The sequence below is a fragment of the Microbulbifer maximicatervae (SeqCode) genome (assembly GCF_052467065.1).
This window is the reverse complement of record NZ_CP174299.1, coordinates 3,069,642-3,088,064: the sequence shown is the minus strand read 5'-3', so window position 1 is coordinate 3,088,064 and position 18,423 is coordinate 3,069,642. Positions and strand designations below refer to the sequence as shown.

Below are 18,423 nucleotides of genomic sequence, written 5' to 3'. Positions count from 1 at the left end.
TGAGAATAAAGATTTAGTTTTTATGGACCTGGATTTCGATCGCAAACATATTTGGCACCCCTACTCCTCCCTGATCGACCCGCCTCCGGTATACCCGGTGACGCGGGCCGAAGGGGTACGTATTTACCTGGAAGACGGGCGCGGCCTGATCGACGGTATGTCCTCCTGGTGGAGCGCCCTGCACGGCTACAATGTGCCCGAGCTAAACCAGGCCATGCGCGATCAGATGGACAAAATGTCCCATGTCATGTTCGGCGGTTTAACTCACGAGCCCGCAATCGAGCTGTGCAAGAAATTAGTGGAAATCACTCCAGCCGGCCTCAACCGGGTATTTCTTGCTGACTCCGGTTCAGTGTCTGTGGAAGTGGCTATCAAGATGGCCGTGCAATACTGGCACTCCCATGGCAAGCCCGAAAAGAACCGCCTGCTGGCCCTGCGCAACGGTTACCACGGTGATACTTTCGGGGCCATGGCCACCTGTGATCCAGTCACCGGAATGCATCATTTGTTTGCTGAGCATCTGAACCAGCACCAGTTTGCACCCGCTCCGCAAACACCATTTGGTAGTACCTGTAGTGACAGTGATATCGCCGAACTGCGCCAGCAAGTAGAAGAGAACCGCGATCAACTCGCTGCGATTATTTTAGAGCCCATTGTCCAGGGCGCCGGCGGCATGCGTTTTTATTCTGCCGATTATTTGCGCCGGGTGCGCGAACTCTGCGACGAGCACAACGTACTGCTTATCGCCGATGAAATCGCCACCGGCTTTGGCCGCAGCGGTAAAATGTTTGCCTGTGAGCACGCCGATATCACCCCCGATATCCTCACACTGGGCAAAGCCCTCACCGGCGGCACCATGACCCTCGCCGCCGCCCTCTGTACCGATAAAGTAGCCGAAGGTATTTGCAGCGGGGAAGCCGGTGTGTTTATGCACGGCCCCACTTTTATGGGCAACCCCCTGGCTTGTTCCGTCGCTAACGCCAGCATCCAATTGTTACTCAACAGCCCTTGGCAGGAGCGAGTAACCGCAATCGAGCAACAGCTGACCGAACAGCTAGCCCCATTAAAATCCGCACCGGGTGTCACCGATGTTCGAGCCCTAGGAGCAATTGGCGTGGTGGAAATGCGCGAGCCGGTAAATACGGCCAAAGTGCAGGAAGCCCTAATCGAACGCGGAGTTTGGCTGCGTCCCTTCGGCAAACTGGTCTACGCCATGCCGCCCTATGTGATTTCGGAAGAAGACCTTAGCCAATTAACTTCGGCAATGGTTGATGTACTGGGAGAGATTTCCTAGCCTCCGTACCAGTTAATTTGTGAAGCCGGTCTCAATAATCCCGAACTAACCGACTCATCCTATAAATAACCCTCTCTTTGCTACCGCGAAGAGAGGGTTAACAGATCAAATTCCATAACACGGAGGCGCCACTTCCGGGCTAAAAACCTCCGTTGCCCCTCCCCTGCGCATCCTTTCCAGATTCAATTTTCTTATTCCTTACAAATTTCGATCAGCTTGATCGCAATTTTTACGCGAAGTGTTTTGAGCACCTAAAAATTCCTGTATCATGAATGTTAATGATAGTTATCCTCATTTACGATAGCGATCAAAGTGGCCAAAATGATCACTGAAAAATGTTAGGCATTCACCTCGCCCGATCAATGCCTTATCAACCCTTAGCGTTTGGGCGTTAGAGAGGAAAAATGAAAACTTTAATTGCGTTACTTTTTGCTGTTACTTTTGCTACCACTGCTCAAGCTAGCCCCGCATCAGACGAAAAGCCCATCCAGCATCTCAAAGTAGCGGACGTTACTTCTATGAAGGATGCCAAGAAGATTTTCATTGAGAAAACAGCAGAAATTAAAAGCAAGCAAAAGCTGAATCCTGCTGAACTTCACCAGATTCATGTCATCACCTACACCCTCGAAAAAAGTGTTGAGTATTTCGCTGAGAACCTGAAAGGTGAAAGACAGAAGCTTGCAAAAGACATCGCCGTTGTTGTAGAGAACATCCACATTAACTCCGAAAACAACCGCCCAGAAAAAACCCGCAAGGATCTGAATCACTACTTTAAATTAGCAGAAAAGTTTGAAGCTGGATTCAAGCATAAACATCACTAATACAGAGCATTCCCGAGCTTAACCAGCGGCCTTAATCGCAGCGATTGGCTCGACTGAAAGCGCTAACTAACAGTAGTTAGCGCTTTCATAGCAACACCACCCCGCCACAATCTCGATCAACTTCTCAACGATTCCCACTGACCAGATTTCCTTCCTGTCTGATCCGCACATAAATCTCCTCGCGGTGTACTGGCAGGGATTTTGGAGCAATTATTCCTATCTTTACCTGATTGCCCTTAACTTCTAATACAGTGATTGAGACATTCGCTCCAATCCATAAGTTTTCGCCTGTACGGCGCTTTAAGATCAACATATTTTTTCCTACTGATACTCAAACCATGGATAGACCTTCCACAAAGGGAAAGCTTGAATAGAAATGTTTTGAGTAACTGCGAGGTGGTGCGCGAGAACGGTAGGCATAGAAAAAGAAAAGGCAGACGCAACGCCCCCAGGGCTTGAAGAATCTCTCCAAGCCGCTGATTGTGCTCCACTTTATTGAAGACGAGCGGGTTTCTAGCGTACTATGCATATAGCCACTTTGATACTGTGATTATCAACTTGGTTAGCTGGCCCCAGGTGTTCCAGCACCTTGGGTCAGCGCCTTTTACTTATTCTTACTTCACGCTACCGTTCTCCTTTGAGGGGTGGTCTTAAGAAAATTCTTGGATTCTTGATACTCTCGATACTCTTGAACCGAGCTGCTTTGATTATTGCCTTTAGATAGCTTCTTAATCGCGGCCAAACTACCAATAAATATCTATCGATTTTACGTGGCTTTGACACTAAAACAATCCTAATAAAATCTAATAAGATTATTTTTGTGCCTATATTTTTTAGTCTTTTTGAAAAAACTTCAGTTTCACATAAGAACTGCCACTTAAATTACTACCTCCCCCCCCTTTCGCCCTAGCACTCAAAAGAAAATATCATCAATACTGCCACTTCAATTATCCTCCATATTCAATAAGAAAACCTATCAGCAGACTAAATCTTATACAAGCTTTTAGCACATGCTATGAGGCTTCGGTCGATTTCCTATCTACTTTTAGTATTATTTTTTTCAATCATTGAAGATCAAAGCCATCTGATGCAATACCCCTTATTTGCAAATAGACTACCCAGAATATTCAGTATGCGAAATACCCTCTTCAGCGGCCTACACAAAGCAACTCTCTGGGCCTGTACCCCACCCTACCCGATATCTTAACCACCTTCCGCCCCAAAAAAACCATTACCAGCCCAAAAACATTGGTAAGCACTCGCTTATGGGTTTGCGATCTTATTGCCTGTTACATTGTAGAACCAGAATATACCCCCCCCAAAAAAACAACCTAAAATCAATGGGTTACAGACGAATACCAAAATTGGGATAGTTGTCAAAGCGATCATTTTTACATTTTGCACGAGCGTATAAGAATACTTTAAGCATCTAATTTGAAATGAAAATTTTTACTGTTGCGAATAAATTGATTCTGAAACAACAATTATGATAATAATGACTCGACTGATACTATATAAATATTAAGCGCAACCTACTTCAACATCGAAATTAAAAATGACATTAGATGAATGTGAAAGGATCTTTAAATCTGCTCTTTGTTCAAAAAGTGAAGCTGAGTTCTACTATTCAATCGAACCACTATTTACAGAATACAAAATACTTTCACTAGACTTTGGGCGCGGCAGCATTTTCTGGCGAGGAAGAAAAATTGTTGATGAAGATTATAAAAACATTGAGGAAATAGATTATCCGAACCCCAAGCATGTTAAAAAACATGGAAGACTAAATGATCTTGGTGAACCTTGCTTTTATATTTCAGCACGGCAGGAAACAGCGTTAGCTGAAATTGAAGCAAAACCGGGACAACGTGTTCAACTAGCAGGATTTAGAGTTCTCGATGAAAACCCTGTGAGACTAGTTGTGATTGGCGAGCTATCAAATGTACAAAAGTGTGGTTATATGCACTTCGCTGGGGTTGATCCTGATCGAACAATTTCCAAGTTGCTGAACTCAATAGGATATGAGAAAGCTCTCATATATATTTACATCGATAAATTCTTTGCCAATATCTTAGCTAATCCAAATGCTAGAGAGAACGGATACATTTTTAGTCGTGCTTTAGGTAAAGCAATTCATGCAAGAAATAAGGCTCACGGCATTGTATATCCCAGCGTTAGAGATAAAGGTGGTTTTAATATTGCTGTCAAACCCACCCCCTCAGATGATAGTTTTCATAATGTAAGCTGCCTCATCATTAAAATGGGGAAAAGTAGAGAATACGGACTAATGGAGTTTACGATTGAAAAATCAGCAAAGCGCATAGATGACAATGGCAATTTCATTTGGTTAGAAAATGCGCACAACCAGGTTGTTGGCTTCTATGGTATGAATAAAGAAGAATATGAAGAGGCAACCAGGCAAGACAACGATCCGAATGCACTTTTAAATACAATTAACCTGAAAAAATGAGCACCTAACAAGCAAATCCAGGTGACACCTACAGCACACCTGATTTACCCGCCACATGATGAATCTATGAGTGTATAAAGAGGGAACAATGTTCGGTAAAGAAATTGTAGAATTCTCTAGAAATTTAGAAAGCTTACGTGAATTTGTAGAGCTTGTGGATGAACATCTTGATGAGAAAAATAACGATGAAATAAAGGAAGATCCAATTGGTTTTGCACCATTAATGTTAGCGGTAAACAAGCAAAATCCAGAGGAGTTTAGCTTTGATGAATCCATGTTAGAAAAAATGAAAGAGAGATTCGGATCTAAAATCGAGCTAGTGAAAGAAGAAAGCAAAACTGGAACGAGATATCTGATAGGAATGGATGAGAATGGTCAGAAAAGATTTACTTCTGCGTTGGATAAGATATCAAAAAATAGAAAAAGAAAAGCAAGCCTGTATCAAAGCTCTTTAGTTACGATAATTAGTTATGTCGAATGGTTTTTAGCTCAACTTATACATAAATACTACGATAAGAACCCCGACTCAATTGGGTTAAGAGACAAACAGTTGAGTTTGAATGATCTATATGAAATAGGCTCTATAGAAGATGCAAAAAAGTACTTAATCGACACCAAAGTTGAATCGGTACTTAGGGGAAGCATTAGCGACTGGATTAAGTTCTTAAGAGAACAGATGAAATTGTCAATGAGCTATTTAAAAGACTATCAAGAGGCCATGATAGAGGCTTGTCAGAGACGCAACCTGTACGTTCACAACGGTGGCGTTGTAAATTCAATATATCTAAAAAACTGCAGTTTCGCAGATAGTGAGGAGCCACCTAAGCTTGGTGATCATTTGACATGCGACGGCACATATATAGAAAATATTCTTACAATATTTGAAAAGTCATTCTTATTAATCGCATCCGAACTTTGGAAAAAGAATGAACCAGAAAATAAGGAAAGATATAAGATCTTGGTAAATATGAGCTTCGATCACATATGTAATGAAAGGTATGATATAGGTGCTTCAATTGCATATTTTTTATGCGGTGATAAACGTCAAAAGGAGTCGTCGAGGATGACTGCTCAGATAAACTATTGGCAGGCGAAAAAGTGGCAGGGAGCATTCTCAACAGTAGAAAAAGAAATAAAGGACTCTGACTTTTCGGCAAAAGATCCCATTTTTTTATTGGCTAGATATGTATTGCTAGATCAAATGAAAGAAGCTTTTGATATGCTTCCAGATATTCTAAGATCAGGCAAGCTATGTTTTACTGATTTATCAACGTGGCCTCTTTTTAAAATACTTCGTGAGGAAGAAGCTTATATAGATATTAAGAGTGAATTTGATCCCGAATCAAAACCAACACCACTTATGGATGAAGAGGAAGTTATTCACTGAGGAGCATGTAAATCGGGTAGCCGGCTAACAACACTAGGACACCCACAGATTGAAAGATGACACCGGAAGTAGTACGGGCCTTCCACCTTGTGGGCCATTTCTCTTGGTCTGGTGTAGGACAAGGTGAAATGCTAAAAAATTATGCTTTAGGTTTGAAAATTGCGTGATTTTGGCCAAACCAGAAGGAATAGTATCGAAAGGTTAGGAGGAAATTAGTGGGGCGTTGCAGATAGGAAACGTTGGCAGTCGCCTATACCATGTACCCAACGTTTATTGAGCTGAATACAGGCTTGCCGTACAGCCTCTGCCGTTCCCACCAGGCCTTTAAAGCGGCTTTCAAAGTTCCGATTAAGATAGAGCCAGTGTTTTGCTGAGATTCCCAGCCGCTCAAGGATAGGGGGCGCGTTTTGAGAAATGGCACCGCGCTTTTTGGGGTCTAAATGCCGGCCACTCCAGTCTACTAACGCCAAATAGTGATCCAATTGAAAGGGCAACCCTTTCGGCATATTAAGGCGCTCGTCGCCCACAAAAGGTAGCAGCTCTTTGGGCTGCTCACCTGAGATCGCAGCGCGAACACGCTGCTGAATGGACGTGTGATCGGAGTCCTCCGGGGTTTTTGCAATATCGGCACGGACAGGATTGAGATCGACATAGGCCATGCAGGCAGCCAAGGCTCTTTCATCCAATAGCGCCTGAGACTTGAAACGCCCCTCCCAGAAGCGGCCAGTACAGCGGTCTTCTGCATTGGCTTGGCGAGCAATAGATTCGTTTAGGCAGCGCATAAACCAACTGATATCCATTAATCGCTCTCGCCACAGCTCAATCAGCTCTTTAAGCTTGTTCTTTTCACTGCAATCCAGAAAGGCACCCTGAATAAAGCGCTGAGCCAAATTAGAAGCTTTAAATAGCTCCTGCCAGCGGAGAATGACCTCAGTATCAGACCAAGTTTTGGCCGTTTTAGCATCGATATAGAGCACCACATGGTAGTGATTACTCATTATCGCATAAGCAGCGATATCCAGCGCAAAGATAGCAGCTAGCTTTTGCACCCCAGTCTCAATCCACTGGCGCCGGTGCTCATAATCCTTCCCCAATTGATCATCTCTTCCACAAAGGAATGCCCTGCGTACACAGCGGGAGACGCAGTGATAGTACGGAGTCGCATCAAGTGAGATCTGTGAGCGGCGAGGCTGGGTCATAGGGTATGGATTTAACTGTTTTAATATCCAGTACTTTTATTGTGATTTCCGTATTGTGTCAATGGCTGTGACGCCTCAAGCTCTACCTTTGATGGGTGTCCAGAAACGGCCTCCAGCTATCTCAGCCTTGCTATTCGGGCTCGAGGCCCACATGACTATCCGAGTTATGCCTAGTGAGTGTCTGTCACGTTCCTACTTGTTAACGGTCTTTATAAACCGGCGCAGCAACGAACTGTGACAAACAAGGCCTTCGCTGGCCGCCGAAGGTGGGTCTCAATTTACCCGTTAGCGAAAAGGATTTTCAACACCAGAATCGGGCAAGAACAACCATACAAGGTGCTGCAGCTAACGGCGTTATGTTTCTTGGGTAGTGAATCGTCAATAGATATCTTGAAATATACCTTGGCTCTCCAGATGGTTTGAAATGCCTGATACAAAGTATTCTCAGTAAGTTACTCCAATTTCACAGGAATAGCTTATGATATGGCCTGTCTGAAGAGGTGTTGAACTATGTAGACTCTTTAAACTCTGGTTCAGAATTAGAGCCTATGGATGTAACGCAAGCTAGATATATCGACAAATTTATTGAGTATGTAATTGAGTATCATGAGTTCCCAGAAGGGTAAAGCTTAACATCGGTTAAAATACATAACAAAGTATTTGAGGCAGTCCCTCTGTGTGGGCCTGCCCATAACCGAGGCGCTATACCTCAGAATTTAGCAACCGACTTAATAATCTATGAGCTGCGAAGTAGATTAAAGCTGCTATGGCTTGCATCATCAAAAAAGTAAAATATTCCGCATCTGTCAAAAATGGATCTGAATCGTTGACAATAAAAGGGCTTGCAATTGACAAGAGCAAATATAAAACAGCAAGCTTTCTGACCATTCCTTTATATTTTTTCTGCATTAAAAACCATGAAAAATATGCTGGAAGAAAGAGCATTCCCAAGATCAAAAAAATCTTTTTTAGATTGATATTCTCAGGCTCGCTCTCTTCGGTGGTTTGAGTTGATGTAGCTTCTTGCTTTGCCAGTACTTCTCTTGCAATTTTTTGAACTTCTCCTCGAGAGAGGCCAGTAACCTCCTGAAGTGTTTCAATCTGGGTTTCAAATTTCGCCTTTTTAGCTTCCGCTTCTTTTTTTTTCTCAGCAGCATTTAATACTGCGTCGGTAATTTTATCGTAGACATCGTCGTTTGTAGACACAAATTATCCCCATATTCCATAACAAAAGTTGATCAGCGCATAATGAAATGATCTGTCAAGCATCAAAATTAACGGGTTTTATATACCTGAGAAAGTGAGTATATTACAGATGATTGGATCGGGGCTACAATAGGTGGTGATGAATACAGCTAAGAAATCTGTGGTCAAAAAATTTAACCCTGTGATTTATCACAATATCAGGACATCCACAGATTGAAAGATGACACCGGAAGTAGTACGGGCCTTTCACTTTAACGGCCATTTCTCCTACCTGGAACTGGAAGAGGTTAATACAGGAAAATTATGTTTGAGCTTTAATATTTAGTGATTTTGGCCAAAAACCAGAAGGAATAGCATCGAAATGTTGGGAGGGAATTAGTGGGACGTTGCAGAAAGGAAACATTGGCAATTGCCTATTCCATGTACCCAACGTTTATTGAGCTGAATACAGGCTTACCGTACGGCCTCTGCTGATCCCACCAGTCCTTTAAAGCGGCTTTCAAAGTTCAACAACACTAGGACACCCACAGATTGAAAGATGGATCTGGAAATAGTGCAGGCCTTCCACCTTGACAGCCATTTCTCCTGATCAGGTGTACGGCAAGGTGAAATACTGAAAAATTATGCCTTAGGTTTGAAAATTGCGTGATTTTGGCCAAACCAGAAGGAATAGTATCGAAAGGTTAGGAGGAAATTAGTGGGGCGTTGCAGATAGGAAACGTTGGCAGTCGCCTATACCATGTACCCAACGTTTATTGAGCTGAATACAGGCTTGCCGTACAGCCTCTGCCGTTCCCACCAGGCCTTTAAAGCGGCTTTCAAAGTTCCGATTAAGATAGAGCCAGTGTTTTGCTGAGATTCCCAGCCGCTCAAGGATAGGGGGCGCGTTTTGAGAAATGGCACCGCGCTTTTTGGGGTCTAAATGCCGGCCACTCCAGTCTACTAACGCCAAATAGTGATCCAATTGAAAGGGCAACCCTTTCGGCATATTAAGGCGCTCGTCGCCCACAAAAGGTAGCAGCTCTTTGGGCTGCTCACCTGAGATCGCAGCGCGAACACGCTGCTGAATGGACGTGTGATCGGAGTCCTCCGGGGTTTTTGCAATATCGGCACGGACAGGATTGAGATCGACATAGGCCATGCAGGCAGCCAAGGCTCTTTCATCCAATAGCGCCTGAGACTTGAAACGCCCCTCCCAGAAGCGGCCAGTACAGCGGTCTTCTGCATTGGCTTGGCGAGCAATAGATTCGTTTAGGCAGCGCATAAACCAACTGATATCCATTAATCGCTCTCGCCACAGCTCAATCAGCTCTTTAAGCTTGTTCTTTTCACTGCAATCCAGAAAGGCACCCTGAATAAAGCGCTGAGCCAAATTAGAAGCTTTAAATAGCTCCTGCCAGCGGAGAATGACCTCAGTATCAGACCAAGTTTTGGCCGTTTTAGCATCGATATAGAGCACCACATGGTAGTGATTACTCATTATCGCATAAGCAGCGATATCCAGCGCAAAGATAGCAGCTAGCTTTTGCACCCCAGTCTCAATCCACTGGCGCCGGTGCTCATAATCCTTCCCCAATTGATCATCTCTTCCACAAAGGAATGCCCTGCGTACACAGCGGGAGACGCAGTGATAGTACGGAGTCGCATCAAGTGAGATCTGTGAGCGGCGAGGCTGGGTCATAGGGTATGGATTTAACTGTTTTAATATCCAGTGCTTTTATTGTGATTTCCGTATTGTGTCAATGGCTGTGACGCCTCAAGCTCTACCTTTGATGGGTGTCCAGAAACGGCCTTCTAATATTGGCATTACTAATAAAGATACTCGTATCCCCTACTCGATATACCTGAAATTAGAAATTATGCTGCAACTAAGCTATTAGCCAACAATACTGGTTGCTTCAAAAATCGAAACACCAAAATAAATCAGACCAATTTTCAGGATAGCCAAAAACCACAAAATACTGGAGCCATTTATTTTACCGAAAACACCTTACAAAGATTAGGAGCCCATAACTCCGCATACCAATAAAAGTAGGATCTAAGCTACAAGAAAAAAATTATCCATCAAAGATACAAGTCCTTTTATTAATATCGGGTCAAATTTATTAGATTAAGAGTCAAGTCCTTTTGTTGATGGATCTTGAAAGAATGTGAAGTATCATATACCTAAACTTTTGGTTCCATATATAAATACGATAAGTCCTGACTTTAATGCAAAAAGCGAAAAAGTGTAGGGGGTTACCGGTGACTTAGAGTTTGATATCATCAAAAAGTCAACCATATATTACCCAAAAAAATTAGGCAATTTGTTGAATTGTAAGACAGCAGGAAACGGAGTTTAGCTTGAGTGTACCAATTCAATCAATCGAAGAATCTTTGAGCATTGCTCATGTTAGTGCCTTAGTTGCCAAAGCAGGGGCCACTATGGATCTAGTAAAGCAAGACTATGGTGTAGATTTAAGTGTTCGGAGAATTGATTCATTCCAAGGAAAGAGGATGGATATGGGGGTCGCTTTCGACTGTCAGCTCAAAGCCTCGATTAACTGGAAAAAGAGTAACAATGAAATAATCTATGACTTAGAGGCTGATGCGTACAACAAAATAGTTTACCGTCATGAAAACTCTTCCAGCCCATGTATATTGGTTGTTTTGTGTTTACCACGGAATCAAGAGCGCTGGTTAGAGCTGGCTACCGACTCGATGACTCTTAGAGAATGTTGTTACTATATTCGCTTGAAAGGTGCATTAACTGAAAATAAGCGCAGCATCCGAATCAAAATTCCCACAAGGCAGCGGCTTACCCCTACAGAGATTTCCAATCTCATAGAAAGCTCTAAAAATGGGGAGCTTCAGTAATGATTGATTCAAAAGATAGCCTTTTAAGAGCGGTTAAAGTTCAAAACATACTTTCGTACCTCAATCAGAATGGCTGGGTTCGAGATCCCGACCTGGCGCTTGAAAAATTATATTTATTTAAAGGTCCAATATCTGATTCCGGTAAACCTTTAGAACTCAGAATACCAAAAAGATCGAACTTCATAGATTTTTATGACCGAATTGCGGATGCAGTAAATCTAATATCTCTCGTAGCAGGCATTCCTGCCAAACAAGTAATCGCAGACATAAAATCATGCTTTCTTGACACCCTAGGTTTAAGAGTTCTCAATACAGGAAATTATGAAGATAGTCTATCGATTGAAGATGCGTACAAAGATGTGATCGGTTTACGTAATTTAATAATTTATTCAGCATGCTCTGAAAAACAGCCTTCGAAGCATTTCGATACTCCTACCGCAATAGGACACAAGCATTCCAATAGCTGCCGTTTTGGCCACACTTTCAGGGGTAGTTTCGGTTTCACTATTGAATCGCCCTTAATGTCCGAACAACCTACTAACCATCAATTAATTGAACCCCCTTTTGAAAGAAGAGTAATTGAGAGGATTGCAAGAGGGCTATCAATAACGAAAACTGCATCAAATAAAGGAAACCCTGATATTCTTGTCGAGTCATATGAAAAGGCATTTAATTCAAAGATGTGTGAGGCTTTATTGCAGTTTTCAAAAAGTGAAGTAGAATTTTCATTTGGGTGGTCTAAAGAGGTTTCGCTATCTAACGATATAACTCGTGGCAAAAAATACCTTCTCAATGAAGAAGACTTCAAGGTACTGAATTATGCTGCATCTAAGCTGAAAGAAGTTGATCCAGTCGAAACAATTGTAATGGGAAAGATAATCAATCTTCATTGTACAACCAGCCCAGAAGAAGAAAAAAACAATCGGTCAATAATTATTAAGCATAATCACGAAGATAGACTTATCGAAGTCAAGGCAGTGCTAAATAGGACGAATTATGTCAATGCTTGCAGAGCCCACTCCTCAGGACAAGTTGTATCCATCACTGGAGATCTAGAAAGAAAAGGTGCCCAGTGGGAAGTATTAAACATTACAAAATTTGAAATTAATTGACACTCTAAGCCGTGTAGCCGATAGTTTATTGCTACCGGCTACAACCACACACTAGAACAAGTAAACATTGGGGGATGGTGTCAACAGTAGCGTAAGATCTCTTTCTGGCGACTCCTATCTACCCTTAGATTTATAGGTAAGTTGAAGTTCTAGGAAACGCTGCTTTTGGATAAAAGAGCAGTAATGGTGATATAGAGCATTTAGGTTAGAAGAAACAACACTAGGACACCCATAGATTGAAATATGACACTGGAAAAAGTACAGGCCTTCCACCTTGACGGCCATTTCTCCTGGTCTGGTGTAGGGCAAGATGAAATTCTAGAAATTATGCTTGAGCTTTGAAATTGCGTGATTTTGGCCAAACCGAAAAGAATAGTATCGAAAGGCTGGGAGGGAATTAGTGGGACATTGCAGATAGGAAACGTTGGCAATCGCCTATGCCATGTACCCAACGTTTATTGAGCTGAATACAGGCTTGCCGTATAGCCCCTGCCGTTCCCACCAGGCCTTTAAAGCGGCTTTCAAAGTTTCGATTAAGATAGAGCCAGTGTTTTGCTGCGATCCCCAGCCGCTCAAAGATAGGGGGCGTCTTTTGAGAAATGGCACCAATCGGCTTGAGATCTACATAGGCTATAAAGTGGGCTTCCTGAATTGGGGCTAGCGGGTTGTGCCTAATTATGACTTAGCGGCCACGCAGACGGCAGCAAGCTAAGCAGATCTCTCCAGATAAGAACGTGATCTTGCAATACACGACTACATCATTAGCCCGGCCCATTAGCCACATAGCTGCGGTATCTTTGGCCACCCCGCCTCCAGGCTGAGCCTTATAGGATGTTTCTGTTCGTCAGCTCGCAGTTTTACTAGCGGCTTCTCTCCGCAAGACCTCGTGGTGTTGTAGTTGCCATTCACTAGTAGTTAGCATTTAATGGAACCCATTAAATGGTGATCTTCCTACAGAGGACTTTCACCCCATTAGTTCACGCTCATGCTGGGCGTACCAAGTCAATTAACTACGCGCCTTTGGCGCCCGACAGCTTAAACGCCGCTTCGTAATGTTTCTGGGGATGACTAGTGCATAAAGATCAAGTTCGAAGATTTTATGAGGTTCTTTGGGATGCCCACGATAAGAAAGCAATGCCATCGATCCTGCATGAGAGCTTCTCCTTTAGAGGATCATTGGGGCAAGAAAAGCGAGGTCACAAAGGTTTCGCTGAATATGTCGATATGGTTCACAAAGCACTGGGTGATTACAAATGTATTATTGAAGATCTCGTAGAGGAGGGAGACAAGGTTTTTGCAAAGATGTCCTTTACCGGATTTCATAGAGATGAGTTTATGGGCTTTTTACCATCACATAAACGCGTAACTTGGAATGGGTGCACCTTATTTACCTTTGAAGTTGATCGAATCTCTGATGTATGGGTGCTCGGTGATTTAAAGAGCCTTGAAAATCAGCTCAAGAAAAACGAGACATAACAATCTCAGTCAGCAGGACCGTCGCTACGTGCCGACTTCTACTGCAAGGCCTTATGTGTAAAAAATGAAAGAACACCAAATACAAAAAGTAATAGACGAGCTTCCTGATGATAAGAAGATTCAGCTGTTGTGTAATTACGGCCATCAATTAACAATTCATGCCCGTGGTGGCTATGAATTTCAAGGGTCGGGTGTTACCGATCCGAGACTACTGAGAGACTGCAACGAAATCCAACACCGCGTTTTTCAAGCAGTTCGCGAAGTGGCTCGAGATTCAGACAATCAATTTTGTCTCAATAACGTTGGCGGCTGGATATCAGCCGAAGAAAGAAATGAAACAATACGTACAGCTAGTATTCAAGCTTTTCAAACAGCACTGGCTAAACTCAACACATAACCAAGCACGCAATGCTCGGCCAAGGAAACCTTGGCTTGGACTGTCACTGCTTCATAACGCCAGCCCATTCGCTTGGCGTTAAATGAATTTTCTATGGACCTATATACGATCAATTTGACAACCAACACACGTAAGATGGTAAATCCCTTTACTGAAGAGGTTTCCTATGCGTCTGTAGATGATCCTATTAGCGCTTCGGCAAAAAGTAACCTAAAGCAGCTCTTGTTAGAATTAGGTGCAACTTCTGAAGAAGAAGATACTTATGTTTATGTACCACTAGAAAGTAACGCGACGCTAAGATTAGGGATACTCAACTTTCTAGAAAATGAATCTCTGGTGGGTATTGCATTCGAGTACGATGATTTAGATATATCGCTTGCTAAGGCCTTGTTTCAAATTTGCAGAGCTGGTGAGTTGGTTATTCGGTCCGGTACTGATGAAGAGCCTGTGGCTGTAGTAGCAGAACTCGCTAATCCTTCGCTGCAATCGCGTTGGTTAAAGCTGGAAAAAATTGGGCGAGCCGAAGAGCTTTTAGCCTGGATGCAGACGAATTTAGAATGAAACAGTTAACAAGGCACTACAACTGATCGCTAACGCGCCGGTTGAGCTTGGCGTTCAGGCTGTAGAAAAACTAATTTATGTCTTTGCTTTCTTGGGTGTGATTGAACATTAACCATAAATGGTAATTCTAAGTGAATTCTGATCTAACTTTCACAGATAAGTAGGCTATTTTTCACGTAGAAGCACAATACGAAAAGAGGGGTGAGTTTTTCTACACCCTCGTTAACACCCTCAAGAGATTGATGTATGTTAGAATCATTACTAAATAAATTTAAAGCAAAGAATGAGAAACATTCTCCTGGAAATATGTCATTCGATTTTAAGTTGTTCTTTGTTTATCACATAGCTATGATGATTTTATTTGGTGCGAGACCTATAGAAAGCCCGTTAAATCAAGCTATGTTTGCAATGGCATTAGGCATAGGCTTAATTGTGGCATCAATCATATATAAAGCTAAATACAATTGGTCGTGGCCTGGACTTTCAGTAACTAGTATTCCTATTGTAATATTCAATATTATTTTTCTGTATGCTTTTTTCGCTTTTTCAGCATACACAATAGTCTCAAATGGGAATATGCCAGATATTAAAAATACTGATATATTACTTCTTATTCAAGAATCATGGGGTGTAATATTGCAAGCATTCAATCACCCTGCATTAACTCCTTGGTTCTTGGGTGGAGCGGGTATTATGGTATTCAATACTCTTTCAAGCTTAAATCTTGTTTGTAGTAACAAAGATAAATTTGAAGCTCAATGCAATGTCAGTTAACAAGTTTACCAACGACCACTCAACGGTAGGGCTGTTGGGCTGGACCTCCGTAAGCTGTCGCAAAAAAACAGAGCCATCTTACTCCGGCCCGTTCCAAAGACGTTAGTTTCCATCAGGCTTCGATTAATGAAAGTTATATCTCTAACCTTATTAGTCATCCTTTATTCTCAGCGAGCCATTTCGTTTGAATATGATCATAAGAATTTAAGCTTTGATTTGAATAATGCCTCTGACATTGTTATTGCCAAGAAAATCTCAGGCCGAATTCCGTACGCAGATCTGACATATGAAATTAGCTCATATAACTCAAAGCCCATTGAGTGGCGTGACTCTCAAGCCTGGGAGAGATTACAAGATCTGAATCGAGGTATCGACTCAACTTTTTTGGTATTGAATTCAATCAAGGGTTCTTTTGAAATAGGGGATCGATTTACATTTAATGACTCATGGATACCTGTTGAGTTGGGTTCAGTTCAACTGTATTTTCTTTATCGGAAAAACGATCAAATCCAGTCTAATCCGTGTCATCGAATGCCAATCGGCGATAACAAACAATCAGTCGTCGAGCTTTCTTCAGATCCTAATGGGATTATTGATTTGGTTTTACGCAACAAGCTATCATTCTGCGATTCAAAAAACTGACAATGCAATGCACTGGACCTCCTGTGTATTGCTTAGGGCGTTATGACTTCCAAATATGAAAGAGATTAAAGAAAGAATTATAAACGCGGGATTAGGTGAAAAAGGGTTGCCGGCATTGGCCAGAATGGGTGAAGATCCAGGAAAGGAATATATAGAACAACTGCTGTCTGACTTGCATTCACTATTTCAAAACCTAAAAAGTTCAAGCAGTTTGAGCAAAGAGTTGTCGTACGCCTTGTACTGTATAGGCCACTATCCATATATTGAGTACTCAGCGTGGATTGATAAAGGTGCAACATTTAGAGGCGACCTGATTGACCCTCAGATATTTCAGTTAGAAATGGCCGTTGAAAGTATATTTTGTAATGAATGGTTGGAGTATGTTAATTAATCAAAGTAGAATAATAACAAAAAGTTCTTACGGAAAACCTACGGGTTGCTTCGGCGTCCGTAAAGCTTTGCATTAGTTATCAACAAGGACAAGAAATCAACGAGATGAAATATTTCTTTGCAATAATATCTAGCTTAACTTTAATCTCATGCGCGACCCAAAAAACATATTGGGAACATCCTGAATACGGAAAGCTTGATGGGAACAGTCCGATTGTCTCGTCGGATAGAGATTCCTGTGGAGTTAAGGCATATAGTAAAGGAATTACAATGGATGGGACCTTATATACTGATCGAAGTAAAGTTATTTCCAAGGTGGTAGAAGATTCATTAGCGCGAATAAGAAGCGGAAGTCAAGCAGAGCCAGAGTATTGGAGTGAATATCAAGCACTAGAAAAAGAGTCGATTGAGTGCTTTAAAAACAAAGGGTGGACACGAAGTAAATAGCTAAATCGGGTAGCCGGTAGTTTTTAGCTACCGGCCCCCACACCACCCATCATGCGGGTCATGAATACTAACCGGTTGGACCTACTTACCACTCAATAGCCACGCTGGCAGAATCACTGAAAAAAATTACACAGATTTCCCAAGATAAGAGTATAAAATTTCACAAATCAGCTGCATCATTAACCCTATCCACTAGATCACGTGGCTTCGGCACCCTTGGCCTCCAGACTAAGCTATATAGGATGTTTCTGTTCGCTAACTCATAGTTTTGCTCGCGGCTTCCTCCCCACAAAACCTTATGGTGTTGCTATTCGCTGGTAGTTAGAGGTCATTAAACGGTGATCTTCCTACTAGGGGTTTCCACATGTCAAGTGCGATTCTTATTGCCCCATCCTTTACGCGGGCATTATAGGGCCCCATAATCGCTCTTTATCCATAAGCAGGATTAGATTTCTTGCCTCAAATACACATGGAAATATGTCAATAGCATATATGATTAATTGCCGAACACTCGAAGCTGGTATCTAGTGAAAACTCCCAAACGTCTACAGCCTCTCATCGATGATGGCTTAATCGATGAAGTTATCAGCCGCCTAATGAGCGGCAAAGAAGCCGATATATTTATTGTCCGTTGTCGTGACGAAATTCGTTGCGCCAAAGTCTATAAAGACGCAACTAAGCGTAGTTTTAAAAAGGCCGCACAGTACCAAGAAGGGCGTAAAGTTCGCAGTGGTCGTCAAGCACGTGCCATGCAAAAACGGTCAAATTATGGCCGCCAACAGCAGGAAGAAATTTGGCAAAATGCCGAAGTTGATGCTTTATCCCGTTTAGCACGCGCTCATGTACGAGTTCCCAAGACTTTTGGTTGTGTTGACGGTGTATTATTGATGGAGTTAATCACTGACGAAGCAGGCAATGTCGCACCACGGCTTGGCGATGTGACAATGTCAGAAGAGCAAGCAATTCAAGATCATGCCGTAATGATTCATTACATCATGCTGATGCTTTACGAGGGAATTGTACATGGTGATTTATCCGAATTTAACGTCCTAGTGGATGACTCCGGACCTGTGATTATCGATTTACCCCAAGCTGTTAATGCCGCTGCCAATAACAGTGCACAAGAAATGTTCACTCGCGACGTCGACAATATGCGTCGTTATTATGGCAGATTTGCTCCCTCTTTATTACAGACTCAATACGCCAAGGAAATGTGGGCACTGTTTGAAGAGGGTAACTTAACGACTAGCTCAACGCTCAGCGGCAAGTTTGATGATGACGATGACAGCGCCGATGTCGACGCCGTGCTAGAAGAAATCAAAGCGGTGATGCAAGAGGAACTGGAACGGAAAGAGCGCATACGTGAATCTTCAGAAGATACATAAATTTAG

17 protein-coding genes are annotated in these 18,423 nt (G+C 42.5%); 13 read left to right on the top strand and 4 right to left on the bottom strand.

The annotated features are described in order from the left end of the window. The first annotated feature begins 22 nt into the window (after positions 1-22). Both bioA and ACJJI1_RS13680 read left to right on the top strand, forming a co-directional pair. A complete protein-coding gene (gene bioA, locus ACJJI1_RS13685; RefSeq protein WP_444942457.1) occupies positions 23-1,294 on the top strand; it encodes an adenosylmethionine--8-amino-7-oxononanoate transaminase in 1,272 nt (423 codons plus the stop codon). Between the two features lie 404 nt (positions 1,295-1,698). Beyond that, positions 1,699-2,115, top strand: a complete 417-nt coding sequence (locus ACJJI1_RS13680; protein ID WP_444894823.1) for a DUF6746 family protein — start codon at positions 1,699-1,701, stop codon at positions 2,113-2,115. Positions 2,116-2,239: 124 nt separating this feature from the next. Here the strand turns inward: ACJJI1_RS13680 and csrA are convergent, their stop codons facing one another. Further along, positions 2,240-2,428 carry a carbon storage regulator CsrA gene (gene csrA, locus ACJJI1_RS13675; protein WP_444894824.1) on the bottom strand — a complete coding sequence of 63 codons (189 nt, stop codon included), beginning with the start codon at positions 2,426-2,428 and terminating at the stop codon, positions 2,240-2,242. 1,242 nt (positions 2,429-3,670) lie between these two features. Between csrA and ACJJI1_RS13670 the strand changes: the two genes are divergently transcribed. Both ACJJI1_RS13670 and ACJJI1_RS13665 read left to right on the top strand, forming a co-directional pair. After that, positions 3,671-4,585 (top strand): RES family NAD+ phosphorylase, encoded by a 915-nt coding sequence (locus ACJJI1_RS13670; protein WP_444957002.1) that lies wholly within the window; start codon positions 3,671-3,673, stop codon positions 4,583-4,585. An 88-nt stretch (positions 4,586-4,673) separates the two neighbouring features. Then, positions 4,674-5,972 carry a hypothetical protein gene (locus tag ACJJI1_RS13665; protein ID WP_444957001.1) on the top strand — a complete coding sequence of 433 codons (1,299 nt, stop codon included), beginning with the start codon at positions 4,674-4,676 and terminating at the stop codon, positions 5,970-5,972. A gap of 212 nt (positions 5,973-6,184) precedes the next feature. Here the strand turns inward: ACJJI1_RS13665 and ACJJI1_RS13660 are convergent, their stop codons facing one another. The 3 genes from ACJJI1_RS13660 to ACJJI1_RS13650 form a co-directional block, all read right to left on the bottom strand. Further along, on the bottom strand, positions 6,185-7,066 hold the full coding sequence (locus ACJJI1_RS13660; protein ID WP_444956999.1) for a transposase: 882 nt from the start codon (positions 7,064-7,066) through the stop codon (positions 6,185-6,187). Between the two features lie 807 nt (positions 7,067-7,873). Beyond that, entirely contained in the window at positions 7,874-8,377 is a 504-nt protein-coding gene (locus ACJJI1_RS13655; protein ID WP_444957000.1) for a hypothetical protein, read from the bottom strand. A gap of 694 nt (positions 8,378-9,071) precedes the next feature. Next, positions 9,072-9,953, bottom strand: a complete 882-nt coding sequence (locus ACJJI1_RS13650; RefSeq protein ID WP_444956999.1) for a transposase — start codon at positions 9,951-9,953, stop codon at positions 9,072-9,074. Between the two features lie 767 nt (positions 9,954-10,720). Between ACJJI1_RS13650 and ACJJI1_RS13645 the strand changes: the two genes are divergently transcribed. The 9 genes from ACJJI1_RS13645 (at position 10,721) to ACJJI1_RS13605 (ending at position 18,417) form a co-directional block, all read left to right on the top strand. After that, positions 10,721-11,233, top strand: a complete 513-nt coding sequence (locus ACJJI1_RS13645) for a DUF4365 domain-containing protein (RefSeq protein WP_444956998.1) — start codon at positions 10,721-10,723, stop codon at positions 11,231-11,233. Beyond that, complete coding sequence (locus ACJJI1_RS13640) at positions 11,233-12,345, top strand: hypothetical protein (RefSeq protein ID WP_444956997.1); 1,113 nt, start codon at positions 11,233-11,235, stop codon at positions 12,343-12,345. Before ACJJI1_RS13645 ends, ACJJI1_RS13640 begins: the two co-directional genes overlap by 1 nt. Before the next feature lie 1,071 nt (positions 12,346-13,416). Next, positions 13,417-13,821 carry an ester cyclase gene (locus ACJJI1_RS13635; RefSeq protein ID WP_444956996.1) on the top strand — a complete coding sequence of 135 codons (405 nt, stop codon included), beginning with the start codon at positions 13,417-13,419 and terminating at the stop codon, positions 13,819-13,821. Positions 13,822-13,885: 64 nt separating this feature from the next. Continuing rightward, positions 13,886-14,218 carry a hypothetical protein gene (locus tag ACJJI1_RS13630; RefSeq protein ID WP_444956995.1) on the top strand — a complete coding sequence of 111 codons (333 nt, stop codon included), beginning with the start codon at positions 13,886-13,888 and terminating at the stop codon, positions 14,216-14,218. A gap of 93 nt (positions 14,219-14,311) precedes the next feature. Then, positions 14,312-14,779: a hypothetical protein gene (locus ACJJI1_RS13625; RefSeq protein WP_444956994.1), complete on the top strand. Its 468-nt coding sequence runs from the start codon at positions 14,312-14,314 to the stop codon at positions 14,777-14,779. Positions 14,780-15,025: 246 nt separating this feature from the next. Continuing rightward, on the top strand, positions 15,026-15,553 hold the full coding sequence (locus tag ACJJI1_RS13620) for a hypothetical protein (protein WP_444956993.1): 528 nt from the start codon (positions 15,026-15,028) through the stop codon (positions 15,551-15,553). A gap of 126 nt (positions 15,554-15,679) precedes the next feature. After that, positions 15,680-16,195: a hypothetical protein gene (locus ACJJI1_RS13615; protein ID WP_444956992.1), complete on the top strand. Its 516-nt coding sequence runs from the start codon at positions 15,680-15,682 to the stop codon at positions 16,193-16,195. A 55-nt stretch (positions 16,196-16,250) separates the two neighbouring features. After that, complete coding sequence (locus tag ACJJI1_RS13610) at positions 16,251-16,586, top strand: hypothetical protein (RefSeq protein ID WP_444956991.1); 336 nt, start codon at positions 16,251-16,253, stop codon at positions 16,584-16,586. Between the two features lie 973 nt (positions 16,587-17,559). Beyond that, complete coding sequence (locus tag ACJJI1_RS13605; protein WP_444956990.1) at positions 17,560-18,417, top strand: PA4780 family RIO1-like protein kinase; 858 nt, start codon at positions 17,560-17,562, stop codon at positions 18,415-18,417. Positions 18,418-18,423: the final 6 nt, after the last annotated feature.